This is a genomic window from Streptomyces axinellae, assembly GCF_039532135.1.
Classification (GTDB): Bacteria; Actinomycetota; Actinomycetes; order Streptomycetales; family Streptomycetaceae; genus Streptomyces; species Streptomyces axinellae.
In genome coordinates this window covers 108,925-122,693 of sequence record NZ_BAAARJ010000011.1, presented here as the reverse complement: position 1 = coordinate 122,693, position 13,769 = coordinate 108,925, and the positions used below count along the sequence as shown (strand labels likewise).

Sequence of the window (13,769 nt, the reverse complement as noted above, 5' to 3'; positions counted from 1 at the left end):
TTCGGGAAGCGACCCCAAATTGGTTACAGGCATTGCGAATAGAGCTCTCCGGTACTTTCATTTGTGGTGTCGGGAGTCCTTCATAATGAGTGCAGGGGAGGGGTGCGGGATGCCGGAAAGATCGGCGGGAAGCACGGTGCCGCGACGACAACTCGGGCGGTACCTACGGGATTTGCGGAACCAGGCGAGGCTCACGGTGCGTGCAGCCGCGCGAGAGCTGGAGTGGTCCGAGGCGAAGATGTGGCGCATCGAAACCGGGCAAACCTCTCTGCGTAGCCACGACGCAGCGACCATGTGCGCGGTCTATGGGGCGCCCCCGGAGATCACCGAGGCGCTGATGGGCCTCGCCAAGGAGACGAAGGCACGCGGCTGGTGGCACAGCTACGGCGACGTAATCCCGGAAGGCTTCGACGTCTATATCGGCCTTGAGGAAGCGGCGACAAGCCTCGACACCTATGAGGCGGAGCTCGTACCCGGCCTGCTCCAGACTGCGGCGTATGCCCGCACTGTCATCCGCGAGCACCTTCCGCACAACACCGACGAGGAGATCGAACAGCGCGTACAACTCCGCATCGAGCGGCAGACCTTGTTGACCCGCTCCGCAGGACCGCCAACGCTGCGTCTCGTACTCAACGAGGCAATCCTGCATCGTAGCGTGGGAAGCCCCACCGTAATGGCGGAACAGCTAAGGCACCTTGGCGACGTGGCAGAGTGGCACAACGTCGTGATCAGGGTCGTACCGTTCTCGGCCGGCCTGCACCGCGGCGCTCTGTCGGGCCCGTTCGTCATCCTCCGGTTCCCAGCACTGGGTGACGGTACGGACAGCGAGCCTCCCACCGTCTACGCCGACGGATACACGGGGTGCCTTTACCTCGACAAGCCAAAGGAAGTCGAGGCGTTCGCCGACGCCTTCGACAACATCTGGACAACAGCCCTCGATGAGCACGCGTCTCGGCGCCTCATCTACGACATGGCGAGGAAACATGAACAACTCTGAGAACCGCCGCGACCGCGCTGCCTGGTTCAAGTCGTCTTACAGCAATGGCACGCAGAACTGCGTCGAGGTTCGTTTCGATGAGAGGGTCGGCACCCGTGACAGCAAGGCGCCGACTGGCCCCGTGCTGACCTTCGGCGCCGATCAGTGGACCGCGTTCGTGATGGGCGTCGCCGAGGGTGAGCTCGACCGGTAGACCTACGACAGAACGCCCCCGCTCCGGCGCTTGGCCGGAGCGGGGGCGCTTCACTGTGCGAACTGGTAGAGGGACACGAGCAACCCGGCAACGGCGACGACTGCGGCGAGGCTCGGCAACGGCCAACGTGCCCGCTCAAGCTGGGCGAGGCGCTGCTCGTGGTCGGCGATGGTCTGGTCTGTCTGATCGCTGCGCTGTACGAGCAGGGCGAGCGACCCGTCGGCGCGGGCGAACCCGACCTCGACGCTTCTTCGTAGCCGCTCCAGTTCCAGCGTGACCGCCGCCGAGTCGGATGGGGAGGGGGTGCTCACGGCGCGGTCGTGCCCTCCCCATCGACCAGGCCGAGGCCGACCCGGTCGAGCAGGGCCTCGACGCTCGGGAGGGCCATCACGCGCGCGAGGCCGCCCGCTACGGCGAGCCCGCCGGCGACCCACGGCAGGGACGCGGGCACGCCGGACGCGGCGACGATTCCGGGCAGAGCGACGGCGAACGCGACGACGCCTTGCAGGACGGTGCGGGCGGTGCGCTTCGTGGCGTCGGACATGGGGTGGTTCCTCTTTTCGTGAAGTGGGGGACGGTCCAGCGGCGCCGGGTCACGCCTGCACGGTGAAGCCGTGCCGGGCGGCGAGGGCGTCGAGGGAGGCGCGGCCGGGAATGCCGTCGGCCGCGGCGCCGGAGTAGCCGCAGCGTCGCTGCCACGCGGCATACGCGGACACGGTGACGGTGCCGAACGAGCCGTCGCCCGCGTACTTGCCCGCGAGCAGGCCCTCGGACTTGAGCGCGGCCTCGACGGGCCGCACGTCGGCGGCGAGCGTCTGGTGGCCCTGCTTGGCGCCCGGGTCCTTGCGGGCGGCGGCGATCAGGTTGGACAGGTCGACGACGGGGCGCTCGGCCGGGCCGTCGTCGAGCTTGGCGCCCGCCCACTTGGCGAGGGCGGCGCGGTCCTTGAAGTCGCCGAGGTTGGTGTCGATGGGGCTCGACGTGTACTGGTGGAACTTCCACGCCGCGCGAATGGAGGGCTTGCCCGGCCGCCCGTTGTACTGAGCGATCCACAGCGCGTCGCCCGCGTTGCTGGTGGTGTCCCTGCGGGTCCAGTAGTCGACGTTGCAGTACAGGCCGACACGGTGCGTCTTCCCGCGGAGCCGCTTGACCTCGGAGAGAAACCGGTCCTTGTCGGAGCCGCTGACGCCCGGGTCTTCCCAGTCGGCCCACAGGGGGTCGCCCTCGATGCTGGCGGCCTGCTCGACGAAGTACCGGGCCTGCTCCTTCATCGAGCCGGGTCGGAGGAAGTGATAGAAGCCGACGACCAGCCCGGCGGCGCGGGCGCGCTGCGCCTGTTTGGTCATGCGGGGGTTGGTGTAGCTGGTGCCTTCGGTGGCCTTGACGAACACCAAGTCGAAGAGCGTAAGCGGCAAGACGTACAAGAACTGTGGGCACTGGCGATACTTCCGCGGCGCACACGCGCCGATCATCGCCTACGGCTCGGGCCGGGAGGCCGGCAAAATATGGGACGAGTACAGGGCTCGTCGCGTATCCGTCGCCCGTACGCCCATCCGGGCCCGGCCGAGCGCGGTTCGACACGACATCACCGGCCTGCCACGCTGCCAGCTCTGCCGGGGCGCGATGGGCGGACACGGCAAGCGCGAGGACGTGTTCTGGCGGTGCGCCCGGCATGATGCGGGCAGCGACTGTGAGGGCGCCACGGGAACCGGGAGCGAGCTTGACCGGATTGTCATGGAGTTCCTGGAGGGCATCGCCGACGATGTGGACGAGCAGCCGCCCGCGGAGGAGGATGCGCCGGTCATCGAGCCGAGCGTCGAGCACGAACTCGCCGAGCTACGCATCGAACATGCCGGATTGCAAGAGGCCCTGTCGCGGCTGATCATCGACTATGCGAAGAACCCGCAGAGGTATCCGGCCGACGCCTACGACAGCGCGCGCCAAGACCTTGAGAGCGACCGCGACGGACTCGCGGCCCGGATCGCTGAAATCGGCGGCGACGAAGAGCTCGAAGCCGAAGAAGAGACGCCGCCGACGCGCGAGGAGATGCGGCCCTTGGCCGTCGGCATGCTGCCGGGATGGAAGACGTTCACGGCCGTGCAGCGAAACCTGATCTTGAAGCAGGTGATCAGGTGCATTCGCGTATATCCCCGTCCGAGTAGATACGAGACCCGGGCCGAGGTCATCCCAGTATGGGCTCCGCTCGACGACGGCAAGTGGGGGCGCTGAGTGTCAAACGTGCGCAATCCTCGATGGGATCGCGTGGAGCGTCGCGTCAGCTGATCAATAGCCCCTGACCCGAGGTGATGGGCGCTGTGGGTTGCGGGAGCCGCGCCGCCCCGCGGGGGATCGAGGGCGGCGCGGCGGTCAGGGGGGCAGCAGTTCGATACCGATGGCGAGGGCGTCGAGTGCGTCGGGTGGCTCAGTGGGGGATGCCCTCGATGATGTCGCGGGCCCCTTGGCGTAGCAGTTCGGCGCACACGCGGGAGCCGAGTACGGCGGGGTCGTTGAGCGATTCGCCCCAGTAGTGGGCGTGGACGAACGTGGAGCCGTCGCGTGAGAAGACCATGCCGCGCAGGCTGAGCTGGCCATCGGGTTCGGTGACGCAGTATCCGGCGATGGGGCTGTTGCAGTGCCCGCGCAGGCCGTGCAGCATGACGCGCTCGGCCGTGATCTCGGTCATGGTGCGTTCGTGGTTGAGTTGCTGGAGCAGGAGGGCGACCGCTTCATCGGCCTTGCGGCATTCGAGGCCGAGCGCGCCGGCGCCGACGGCGGGCAGCATCTCCTCGACGGTGAAGACCTGGCGGGCGCGGTCGAGGATGCCGAGGCGTTCCAGTCCGGCGCGGGCGAGGATCATCGCGTCGAGCGTGGTGTCGATCTTGCGTGTGCCGTCGAGTTTTTCGACGCGGGAGCCGACGGCGCCGCGTACGCGTACGACGTTGAGGTCGGGGCGTACGCGGCTGATCTGCGCCTTGCGCCGCACGGCGGAGGTGGCGACGGTGGCGCCGGCCGGGAGGTCGTCGAGGGACTGCCGTTCGGAGCCTTCGGGGAAGAGCAGCGTGTCGCGTACCTCGTCGCGGGGGAGGTAGGCGGCGAAGATCAGTCCGCGCGGCATGGGGACGTCGCCGGGTACGTCCTTGATGCAGTGGACGGCCATGTCGATCTGTCCGCGCTGCAACATCTGGTCGATCTCCTTGACGAACAGCCCCTTTCCGCCGAGCTGGGCAAGGTCGCCTTGCCACTTGTCCGCCTCGGTGGTGACGGGCACGACCTCGATGTCGAGGTCCGGTTCGTGCTTGCGCAGCAGCGCCGACACGTGGTCGACCTGAGCGCGGGCCATGTGTGAACTGCGCGTCCCGATGCGCAGGGTGCGGCCCGGAAAGTCGTTCATAACGTCCCTTCGTGTCTGGTTTCACGGTAGACCGCGCCACTTGTGAACTGGAGCGGCCCCACGGTGCGTACGGCGATGGCGGGGTGCAGCAGTGCCGCGGCTTCGCGGCGGCCGGCCCAGCGCCATGCGTCGAGTAGGTCGGGCTGCAACTCGATGCGCGGGGCGTCCTCGGGTTGTAGCTCGGGGCCGGCGAACAGGAACGCGAGGCGGTCACGGCGGCCTGCCGGGTGGCTTGCAGCCATTCGACGGTGAAGAGGTCCTGTTCGTGTATGTCGAGGTCGAGGCCGAGTTCTTCGCGGGCTTCCCGGCGTACGGCGTCGAGGGGCGACTCGGTCTGCTCGACGATGCCCCCCGGGAGGTGCCAGGCGGTGCTGACTTTGGCGGGGTGGACGATGAGCAGGTCATTGTTCGGGTTGGTGATCAGTACGGCAGCGGTCACGGGGTGGCCGGGCGCCGGTATCGGGCAGGTTCTCGAAAGGGGGTTGCAGGCCGAGCGCGTCGGTCATCCCCGAGAGCCCCGTCTCGACGGTCTCGGCGTCTCTCCGGCCCGAGGCGCGGGGGCGTGGCCGATGAGCAGAACGGCGAGAGCGCCGGCCGGTGAGTCCGGGGCAAGCCACGTGCTCACGGTGCACCCTGCGATGAACCCGGGGCCGGGTACGGTCCCGACACCAGGCAGGGTCATCACGCGGGCGAGGCCGCCGGTGGCCCGTCGGCAGTGCTGTTCCGGGTCGGGGCGGCACCCCACATCTTGCGGCGCTCGGTGTAGGTCCGTTGGTGCCCGTGCACGCAGGCGAGCGCTGTGCCTGAGCGGTGCAGTCGGCGGGACTGGGCGCCGTAGGTGTGCCTCTGCTCAGGTTCGGGTCGTTGCTCGGCGGCAGGATCGAAGGAGGCGGGACGACATCGGCGCCGCCGCGATTGCCGACGGGCCGCGCCGGTGAGCTCCTGCACCTCCTGGGTTCTTCGACGGAGGTTCCCCGCAGCGACGTCGAGGTGCTCTTCACCCCTGGCCACCGATGCCGGGCTGCTGTTCAGCCGCTCAGGGGTTGGTGTACTCGGCACCGGTGAACGCGATCGCGGGAGCGCCGTGGCTGTTGGGCTCGCCGTGTGCCTCCACGGCGAAGTAGAAGGCTCCGTCCGTGGTGGGAAAGCAGAATTTTTTACCCAGCAGATTCTGGATGGAGAAGTCCGTGATCACCGGGCCGGGGGCTTCGCGGCACGCATGGAGCGAGGTGGGCTTGGCATCGACAGCCCGGACGAACTTTGCATCCGAGCCGAGCTCAAGGGAGGCCACACGGTCTTCGCAGCTTTCGATCCGGTAGCTGATGGTCGCGCCGAAGACTGGTTCGTCCAGTTGCTTGGTGCTGTGCATCTCGCTTCCGTCCATCAGTGCGCGATAGGAGATGTGGGCGATCTGCCCCAAGACATTGGTTTCGTCGCGATATCCCACCCTTTCGGGATGGGTGCCCACCTGAGTGCTGGTGTATTCGGCCGTTACCCGGTCGCCGAACCGGGAGACCTCCTTGCACGTGGGGGGTTCCAGGATGCTCTTCTTTGTCTTCGAAGCCCCGGTGCTGGACGGCTTGTCGGGCTGGGAATCAGACGGGGAAGAGGTACTCGGGGAAGCATGCCCCGGTCGATCGTCGCTGGACGGCGTCGAAGAGGAACATCCCATGACGGTCAGCAATACCGCAGCAACGGGAGCCACGTACCGTAATCCACCTGCCATGCTTTCCTCCCCCTCCAGCCGCCTGGAAATTCAAGAGTAGGAGCGCAGAACACCTCAGCTCAAGGGGGCTCCTGTGCGTCCTTCCGGGCAGGCTTCGTCCAGTCATTCGCGGTGCGCCGGCCGATGTGACCGTTCGCCGAACGGAACGGGGAGACGCTCGCCGCCCCCGCGTAGCGCCGTGCCCCCCCCCGGGCCAAGTACCACGCACTCGGGGCCCGCCGACTGAAGTGGTCACTCGCCGACCGCGGCGCACAGTCACCGGCGCGGCCGGTTACCTGAGTACCCCGCGTCGTCCCCGCGCATCTCGCGGTACACCTCGGCCCACTGTGGCGGCGGCCACGGGGAGCCAGTCCCAGGAACCAGTCCCAGGAACCCTCAAGTAGACCTCCTGTGGGGTGAGTTGGACGGAGCCCCGCATGTGGACAAGTGACACCTCGTACGTGTAAGCGGATGGGGGAGGCGTGCCGAGAATCCGGACAGCCACAGGTTGCTCACCATGTCTCTGGGCATGTCAATGGGCCGGTGGGCCAGTTCCGAGACAGTTCAATGGCGACGTTCTTCGTCGGATGCCCTGCCCTTGTTGTCATCGCACGCTTCACAGCATCGCTCTGGCCTGCGCTGATAGGTGGCATCGCTGTTGGCGGTCCGGCGAACCTTCCCCTGGTTGTCCTCGTGGAGCACTGGGAACGCGCTGCTGGTTCTCCCCCGGGCGACGACGGTTGACCAGCAGCGTGACGGGGTTGGCAGGTGCCGCCACTCCTGCGCTGCGGAGTGCGTGGAGGGGCGGGCGAGGAACTGCGTCCAGAACCCTTCAGGCATGAGGCCCGCCGTACCGAGCGTGGCCGCCGGCGGCGGCAGGCCCTCGCCGACCACGCGGCGGGTCACCTGCCGGGCGAGGGGGATGTACCGGCCCAGGCGAGGCAGACCGCCCGGTTCCGTGTCGTCATCTATCTGTGCGCGGCGCCGACCTCCGACGTCAGCGAGCCGCGCCGGGAGGGGCTCGGCAGGGCCGTTGAACTCGTCGAACAGAGGCGGGCGGTCGCCGTACTCACTCCGTGGCGGTCGATGATCTCGACGATCCCGCAGGAGTACGACGAGCTCGCCCGCGACGTCGAGAAGGCCGGTGGCTTCCTGCACGACATGGACTCCGACCGGGCCCGGCCGCACCGCCGGTAGCGAGATGTCCGGCTTCGCAATCCCCTTCACGGCTCGCGAGTTGGGCCCTTCAGCGTTTCCCGTTCGGCTTCGGTCCCGAGGGACCCGGTGGGGGTGACACGGGACGCGAGGAGGATGCCGAACGGGGTGAGGGGGGCGATGCCGAGTGTGAAGAAGCGGAGCCCGAGGGGGGGTTCGGGGTGTCGGGGCGAGACGTCCTGGCGCTGGAAGCGACTGCGCTGTGAGCGGCACTGGCCACCACCGCCGGTGTGGGCTGCTGCGGCGCGTGTGCCTGTGACGCGTGCTGCTGGGGCTGGGACTGGGACTGTGCTTGCGGTGGTTCCGGGTACGGCAGCAGCGCCGTATTCCGCATGAGCCGCACCTCCTCGTGGAATTCGTCCAACTCGTGGCGCCACGCCGACTGCCAACTTTGGATTCTTTCCGGCCCCGCGCCGGCCAGTCGCTCCATCCCCGAGTGAAACAAACGCTCCATATTGCCCAGGTGCTCCACCGCGGCGTCCTCCGCGTCCGCAATCAGCTGTTGCCCCACCTCGGCATGTTCGTGCAGCAGTTCCGCCGGGTCGCTCGTGTTTGACTGCCTTATCTGCGCCCCTAGGTTGCGCCACTCGATCAGGTAGTCCCACTCGATGCTGACGGCGCGGTAGCTGTCCTCCAGCTGTGCCGTCGGCCGTTGGTGGCCAGAGCCCTCCTCCAACCCCGCTGGCCCGCCGTTCAATTCGGCGTCAAGCAGAGAGATTCGTTCTTGAAATGATGACATGTGCCCTCCTGTTGATCGCGAAGAGAGTCCATATGTTCCGATATAGGGGGCCGGGTGGGAAGCTTACGCGCTCGTACAGAGCTTCGCTCGTTCGGAACTTCTTGTGCGCCTCACACGGAATCAGCGGGGGAAGAGTTCATCGCGGATCCGGGAACGCACATCCTCCCGCCGCGTGATCCCCGACGGCGCGTTGCAACGGCCCTGCCTCAGGGCCGCCCGTAGGGGCCCCGTGTGGTCTCCCGGGGGCGGCACCCCGAGGTATCGGTGAGTTTCTTGACGTCGAGGCTGTCTCTGTACGGGTTGTCGCCGAGGGCGGTCAGTGTGGTCAGGATGCGCATGGCTTCGGGCCCGCTCGCAGGGGCCGGCTCTTCGCGATGGGTGATCGTGACATCACTATGGGCGCAGGGTCAGCACTCAGAGCGGACTCCAGCAGGGCCCGCGCCCTGCCCGCTGTATCGAGGGCGACCGCAAGCCGCGCCAGGCTCTCGCCGACCACGGGGCGGGTCACCTGCCCGGCGAGGGCGACGTATCGGCCCAGGCGAGGCGGACCGCCCGATTCCGTGTCGTCATCTACCTGTGCGCGGCGCCGACCTCCGACGTCCGCGAGCCGCGCCGGGGGTGCGGCGAGTACGCAGCGGCGTTCGGCTGCCCCTGAAGGACGGGAGGGACTCGGCCGCGCCGTCGAACTGGGCGAGCAGAGGCGGTCGGACGCCGTGCTCGCCCCGTGGAGGTCGATGATCTCGACGGTCGCGCGGGAGTACGGCGAGATCGCCCGCGAGGTCGTGAAGGCCGGTGGTTTCCCGCAGGTGAGGGATACCGGCCGCGCCCGCCCGCACCACCCGTAGCGGGACATCCGCAGCCGCCCGCTTTCAGCGGCTCCTCCTCCGTTGCGTCGGCCCCGACGCCGAGGGACCTGGTTGTGATGACACCGAACGCGAGGAAGACGACGACGCATGGTGTGAAGGAATGGACCCCGAGGGGGAGTTCGGGGACTGGGGGCGAGACGCCCTGGCTCCGGCGGCGACTGAAGCGGCCGAAGCGGCTGAAGCGGCTGAAGACCCGGCGCCGGTCGCCACCGTCGGCGCGGCCTGCTGCTGCGGCGCGGCGGCCTGTGATGCGTGCTGCTGCGGCTGGGGCTGGGCGGATGCGGCTTGTGCTGGTTCCGCATGCGGTAGCCGCGCCGCCCCCATCATCAGCTCCCGCTGTTTCCAGAAGGCATCCAACTCGCGGGTCCACGCGGACTGCCACGCCTCAGGACTGATCGGCCTCAACCTGGCCAGTCGCCCCTGCCTCGGCACCTCTCGCAAACCCTCCATTCGTTGCAGGTGTGCCAGGGTGACCGCATCCTCCGCGCGGAACAGCGTCCGCCCCCTCTCGTCGTGTTCGCGAACGAGGCGGTCCAATTCCTGCGGGTTGTTCCCGTGCTCCCGCCTCAGCTGTTCCCCCTGGCTACGCCACTTGAACAGCCGATTCCATTCGTCCATCACCGCACTCTCGCTCTCCCTCAGCCGCTCCCTCAGCTGCTCACCGGGGGAGCGGCCCAGCGAGGAAATCTGCTCTCGAATTGACGCCATGCGGCTCGCCTCCTGTTGATCGCGTACGGAATCCGTATTTTCCGACCCGGGGGGGTCAGCTGCGCGGCTCGCTCATGCGGAACTCTCCGCGGTATCCCAAACGGAATCGGAGGGGAAAGCGTTCATCGCGTGGCCGGATCCGAGCGGTCCTCCCGGGGGCGGCGCCCCCGGAGCGGGGCCCGAAGGTCCCCCGGGAGCGCCCCGGATGCCGACCGGCGCGAACGCTCTCACTTGAGCGTCGCCCCTCTCTCCTGATAGGTCTGGAGGCGGCCCCAGGGCCCTCCGCTGCCCGGTCGCGCAAAGAGTTTTGTGAAACTCTTCACATGAGAAAGTGCCCGGTGAGGGCTGTTTTTCAGGGGGGAATGAAGGGTTCCGGGGGTCGAGGCCAACGATGTGGACCCACGGCCCTGTGTGACAGCCGTGTCACTCACACGTGAACGACCGGGGGCTCCCGCCGCGAGGCGGACGATCTCCGCAGCTCATGAGGCGCGTCAACGGCCAAGAGGCGGCAGGGGTTCCGTAACACAGCTGTGGGCTCGGTCACGGGGCGGCGCAGTGTAGCAGAGGGTGGGAAGGTCCTTGTGAAGGCCCTCACGAAGTCCCCCCTGCCTCTGGGTGGATACTCGATTTCATGAGCACCACGGAGCGTCCCCGAATCCTCGTAGTGGGTGGCGGGTACGTCGGTCTGTACGCAGCGCGGCGCATTCTGAAGAAGATGCGCTACGGCGAGGCGACCGTGACGGTCGTCGATCCGCGCTCGTACATGACGTACCAGCCCTTCCTGCCCGAAGCTGCCGCCGGCAGCATCTCACCTCGCCACGTCGTGGTCCCCCTGCGGCGCGTGCTCCCCAAGGCCGAGGTTCTGACCGGCCGCGTCACCACCATCGACCAGGACCGCAAGGTCGCCTCCGTCACGCCGCTGGTCGGCGAGGCGTACGAGCTGCCCTTCGACTACCTGGTCATCGCGATGGGCGCGGTCTCCCGTACCTTCCCTGTGCCGGGTCTCGCGGAGAACGGCATCGGCATGAAGGGCGTGGAAGAGGCGATCGGCCTGCGCAACCACGTACTTGAGCAGCTCGACAAGGCGGACTCCACCCAGGACGAGGACGCCCGGCGCAAGGCCCTCACCTTCGTCTTCATCGGCGGCGGCTTCGCCGGTGCCGAGACGATCGGCGAGGTCGAGGACATGGCGCGCGACGCCGCCAAGTACTACCCGAACGTGAAGCGCGAGGACATGCGCTTCGTGCTCGTGGACGCGGCCCCCGGGATCCTTCCCGAGGTCGGCCCGAAGCTCGGCGAGTGGGGCCTCGAACACCTCAAGAAGCGCGGTATCGAGGTCTACCTCGGCACCTCCATGGACTCCTGCGTGGACGGCCACGTGGTGCTCAAGAACGGCCTGGAGGTGGACTCCAGCACGATCGTGTGGACCGCGGGCGTCAAGCCCAACCCGGTGCTCTCCCGTTTCGGGCTGCCGCTGGGCCCCAGGGGTCACGTGGACGTGGACGCCTCGATGCAGGTCAACGGCATCGACTACGCCTGGGCCGCCGGCGACAACGCGCAGGTCCCCGACCTGGCCGCGGGCAAGGAGGGCGCGTTCTGCCCGCCCAACGCCCAGCACGCGCTGCGCCAGGCCAAGGTGCTCGGCGACAACGTCATCTCCGGCATGCGGGGCTTCCCGCAGGGCAAGTACAAGCACGCCAACAAGGGCGCCGTCGCGGGGCTCGGCCTGCACAAGGGCGTCGCGATGATCGTCGTCGGCAAGAGCAAGATCAAGCTGAAGGGCCGGCTGGCCTGGTACTTCCACCGGGCGTACCACGGCATGGCGGTGCCGACCTGGAACCGCAAGATCCGGGTCTTCGCCGACTGGACGCTGGGCATGTTCCTCAAGCGCGAGGTCGTCTCGCTGGGCGCCATGGAGCACCCGCGCGGCGAGTTCTACGAGGCCGCGGCGCCGGTCACGGCCGCCGCGGCGGCCAAGGCGGAGGCGGCGGCACAGTCCGAGCCGGCTCCCGGCAAGCGCGAGGACCAGACCCAGACCGCCGACAGCGCGCCGGACCGCCGGATCGACAGCAAGGGCGAGAAGGCCGCGGCTTCCTGAGTCCTGAGCCGTCGGGCTGACCGGACCGGCCGACTGCCCGCGCGCGCCCGACCGGCTTCCTGGGCCGGGCCGCCGGGCGCGGTCGGCGGCCGGAACGTTGAGTTCTGGCCGGCGGCCGGGGAGTCGGCGGGGTCGCCGGAACGCGGCGTTCCGCGAGGGGCGGGGCCGACCGGGGACCCCGGCATCCCCTCCCCGCCGCGGCTCCCCGTAGCCGGGGCGCCGCACAGCCGCAAGCTCTCCCGTGGCGCTCGCGCATCGCGCACCCAGGGCGGGAAACGCGCTGGCAGCGCGCCCCCGCGCACGGTCCGGTGCGTGCGCGGCGCCTTCTCCGCAGCGTTCCGAAGGGGCGTGAGCCATCCGTGGGGCTCACGCCCCTTCGGCATGCCCGGCGCTGATCGAGGATCCGGATTTTTGGGCACAGTGGGCATACGACACCCCCGCACCGTGTTACGTGTAGGGGGAATCCACCCCTTCATTTCGCGGAGGTGTGCTCAATGGCCGGTGCAGCGCAACGGATCGTCGCGCTCACGGAGAAGGTACTGGGGGCCCCGCTCCCGGTCAGGATCCGTACGTGGGACCGCAGCGAGGCCGGGCCGCCCGGCGCTCCGGTGCTGGTCATCCGCAATCGCAGGGCACTGCGCCGCGTCCTGTGGCGGCCGGGTGAGCTGGGCCTGGCCCGCGCCTGGGTCGCCGGTGACCTCGACATAGAGGGCGACCTCTACGCCGCTCTCGACCTGCTCGCCGAGCTGATCTGGGAGAAGGGCGACGACAGACAACCGACCCGCTCGGCCCTGGACCTCGCCCGCGACCCCGCCGTGCGCGAGGCCGGGCTGGAGCTGGTGAAGCTGGCGGGCCCCGGGCTGCCGCCACCGCCCCCGGCGGAGGAGGTCCGCCATCGCACCGGACTGCGGCACACCCTGCGCCGCGACCGCAAGGCCATCAGCCACCACTACGACGTCGGCAACGACTTCTACGAACTGGTGCTCGGCCCCACCATGGTCTACTCCTGCGCCTACTGGCAGCCGGAGGGGACCCTGGAGGAGGCCCAGCGTGACAAGCTCGATCTCATCTGCCGCAAGCTCGGCCTGCGCGAGGGCCAGCGGCTGCTGGACGTCGGCGGCGGCTGGGGCTCGCTCGTGCTGCACGCCGCGCGCGAGTACGGCGTCAGCGCCGTGGCCGTCACCCTCTCCCGCGAGCAGGCCGCCTACGGGCGCAAGCGGGTCGCGGAGGAGGGGCTGACCGACCGGGTCGAGATCCGGGTCCAGGACTACCGCGAGGTGGACGACGGCCCCTACGACGCGATCTCGTCGGTCGGCATGGCCGAGCACGTCGGCTCGGCCCGCTACCGCGAGTACGCGGACGACCTGTACGCGCTCCTCAAGCCCGGCGGGCGGCTGCTCAACCACCAGATCGCCCGCCGCCCGCTGGCCCGCGAAGAGGCGTACGAGGTCGATGAGTTCATCGACGCCTACGTCTTCCCCGACGGCGAACTCGCCCCGGTCGGCGCTACCGCCGGGCATCTGGAGGAGGCCGGGTTCGAGGTACGGGACGTGGAGGCCCTGCGCGAGCACTACGCGCTGACGCTGCGCGCCTGGGTCGCCAACCTGGAGTCCGACTTCGCCCGCGCCGCCCGGCTCACCTCCCCGGGCAGGGCCCGCATCTGGCGCCTCTACATGGCCGCCTCGGCGCTCGCCTTCGAGCGCAACCGCATCGGCGTCAACCAGATCCTCGCCGTGAAGACCCCCGAGGGCGGCGCCTCGGGGCTGCCGCTGCGCTCCCGCGTCTGGACGGCGGACCGGACGGCCGGAGAGGTGGCCGACGGGACGGCTGACGGAACAGCGGGCTGACGAGAGGGGC

The 13,769-nt window shown here is 68.9% G+C and carries 13 protein-coding genes and 1 pseudogene; 7 read left to right on the top strand and 7 right to left on the bottom strand.

Annotation, left to right across the window (positions count from 1 at the left end):
* The first annotated feature begins 109 nt into the window (after window positions 1-109).
* Together ABD339_RS17970 and ABD339_RS17965 are read left to right on the top strand one after the other, a co-directional pair.
* Complete coding sequence (locus tag ABD339_RS17970) at window positions 110-997, top strand: helix-turn-helix domain-containing protein (RefSeq protein ID WP_344567232.1); 888 nt, start codon at window positions 110-112, stop codon at window positions 995-997.
* Complete coding sequence (locus ABD339_RS17965; protein WP_344567231.1) at window positions 984-1,190, top strand: DUF397 domain-containing protein; 207 nt, start codon at window positions 984-986, stop codon at window positions 1,188-1,190. Before ABD339_RS17970 ends, ABD339_RS17965 begins: the two co-directional genes overlap by 14 nt.
* A gap of 50 nt (window positions 1,191-1,240) precedes the next feature.
* Here the strand turns inward: ABD339_RS17965 and ABD339_RS17960 are convergent, their stop codons facing one another.
* From ABD339_RS17960 to ABD339_RS17950, 3 genes are read right to left on the bottom strand one after another with little or no spacing between them, the layout of a single operon-like run.
* A complete protein-coding gene (locus tag ABD339_RS17960; RefSeq protein ID WP_344567230.1) occupies window positions 1,241-1,501 on the bottom strand; it encodes a hypothetical protein in 261 nt (86 codons plus the stop codon).
* On the bottom strand, window positions 1,498-1,734 hold the full coding sequence (locus ABD339_RS17955) for a hypothetical protein (protein ID WP_344567229.1): 237 nt from the start codon (window positions 1,732-1,734) through the stop codon (window positions 1,498-1,500). The genes ABD339_RS17960 and ABD339_RS17955 overlap by 4 nt, the downstream gene beginning before the upstream one ends.
* Before the next feature lie 49 nt (window positions 1,735-1,783).
* Window positions 1,784-2,581: a GH25 family lysozyme gene (locus ABD339_RS17950; protein ID WP_344567471.1), complete on the bottom strand. Its 798-nt coding sequence runs from the start codon at window positions 2,579-2,581 to the stop codon at window positions 1,784-1,786.
* On the opposite strand from ABD339_RS17950, the gene ABD339_RS17945 reads away from it, so the two are divergent.
* Window positions 2,571-3,419 carry a hypothetical protein gene (locus ABD339_RS17945; protein WP_344567228.1) on the top strand — a complete coding sequence of 283 codons (849 nt, stop codon included), beginning with the start codon at window positions 2,571-2,573 and terminating at the stop codon, window positions 3,417-3,419. The two genes, ABD339_RS17950 and ABD339_RS17945, sit on opposite strands and share 11 nt — an antisense overlap.
* A 193-nt stretch (window positions 3,420-3,612) precedes the next feature.
* On the opposite strand, the gene hemC is transcribed toward ABD339_RS17945, so the two are convergent.
* The 4 genes and pseudogenes from hemC to ABD339_RS17930 all read right to left on the bottom strand — a co-directional run bounded on the left by hemC (window position 3,613) and on the right by ABD339_RS17930 (window position 6,049).
* Window positions 3,613-4,581, bottom strand: a complete 969-nt coding sequence (gene hemC, locus ABD339_RS17940) for a hydroxymethylbilane synthase (protein ID WP_344567227.1) — start codon at window positions 4,579-4,581, stop codon at window positions 3,613-3,615.
* Complete coding sequence (locus ABD339_RS17935; protein WP_344567226.1) at window positions 4,578-4,823, bottom strand: NUDIX hydrolase; 246 nt, start codon at window positions 4,821-4,823, stop codon at window positions 4,578-4,580. Before ABD339_RS17935 ends, hemC begins: the two co-directional genes overlap by 4 nt.
* Before the next feature lie 38 nt (window positions 4,824-4,861).
* Window positions 4,862-5,020 (bottom strand): annotated as a pseudogene (locus ABD339_RS33850) (NUDIX domain-containing protein); the annotation flags it as partial.
* Between the two features lie 597 nt (window positions 5,021-5,617).
* Window positions 5,618-6,049 carry a hypothetical protein gene (locus ABD339_RS17930; protein WP_344567225.1) on the bottom strand — a complete coding sequence of 144 codons (432 nt, stop codon included), beginning with the start codon at window positions 6,047-6,049 and terminating at the stop codon, window positions 5,618-5,620.
* Window positions 6,050-6,122: 73 nt separating this feature from the next.
* Between ABD339_RS17930 and ABD339_RS17925 the strand changes: the two genes are divergently transcribed.
* The 4 genes from ABD339_RS17925 to ABD339_RS17910 all read left to right on the top strand — a co-directional run bounded on the left by ABD339_RS17925 (window position 6,123) and on the right by ABD339_RS17910 (window position 13,759).
* Window positions 6,123-6,347 (top strand): hypothetical protein, encoded by a 225-nt coding sequence (locus ABD339_RS17925; RefSeq protein WP_344567224.1) that lies wholly within the window; start codon window positions 6,123-6,125, stop codon window positions 6,345-6,347.
* A 707-nt stretch (window positions 6,348-7,054) separates the two neighbouring features.
* Window positions 7,055-7,483, top strand: a complete 429-nt coding sequence (locus ABD339_RS17920; protein ID WP_344567222.1) for a hypothetical protein — start codon at window positions 7,055-7,057, stop codon at window positions 7,481-7,483.
* Window positions 7,484-10,445: 2,962 nt separating this feature from the next.
* Window positions 10,446-11,912, top strand: a complete 1,467-nt coding sequence (locus ABD339_RS17915; protein ID WP_344567216.1) for an NAD(P)/FAD-dependent oxidoreductase — start codon at window positions 10,446-10,448, stop codon at window positions 11,910-11,912.
* Window positions 11,913-12,406: 494 nt separating this feature from the next.
* The gene (locus tag ABD339_RS17910; RefSeq protein WP_344567215.1) at window positions 12,407-13,759 is read left to right on the top strand and encodes a class I SAM-dependent methyltransferase; all 1,353 of its coding nucleotides are present in this window, start codon (window positions 12,407-12,409) and stop codon (window positions 13,757-13,759) included.
* Window positions 13,760-13,769 lie beyond the last annotated feature (10 nt).

Excerpts from the sequence above, each read along its gene's own strand:
- ABD339_RS17970 (WP_344567232.1), top strand. The coding sequence starts at position 110 with ATGCCGGAAAGATCGGCGGGAAGCACGGTGCCGCGACGACAACTCGGG.
- ABD339_RS17965 (WP_344567231.1), top strand. The coding sequence starts at position 984 with ATGAACAACTCTGAGAACCGCCGCGACCGCGCTGCCTGGTTCAAGTCG.
- ABD339_RS17955 (WP_344567229.1), bottom strand. The coding sequence starts at position 1,734 with ATGTCCGACGCCACGAAGCGCACCGCCCGCACCGTCCTGCAAGGCGTC.
- hemC (WP_344567227.1), bottom strand. The coding sequence starts at position 4,581 with ATGAACGACTTTCCGGGCCGCACCCTGCGCATCGGGACGCGCAGTTCA.
- ABD339_RS17935 (WP_344567226.1), bottom strand. The coding sequence starts at position 4,823 with ATGGCTGCAAGCCACCCGGCAGGCCGCCGTGACCGCCTCGCGTTCCTG.
- ABD339_RS17925 (WP_344567224.1), top strand. The coding sequence starts at position 6,123 with ATGCTCTTCTTTGTCTTCGAAGCCCCGGTGCTGGACGGCTTGTCGGGC.
- ABD339_RS17915 (WP_344567216.1), top strand. The coding sequence starts at position 10,446 with ATGAGCACCACGGAGCGTCCCCGAATCCTCGTAGTGGGTGGCGGGTAC.
- ABD339_RS17910 (WP_344567215.1), top strand. The coding sequence starts at position 12,407 with ATGGCCGGTGCAGCGCAACGGATCGTCGCGCTCACGGAGAAGGTACTG.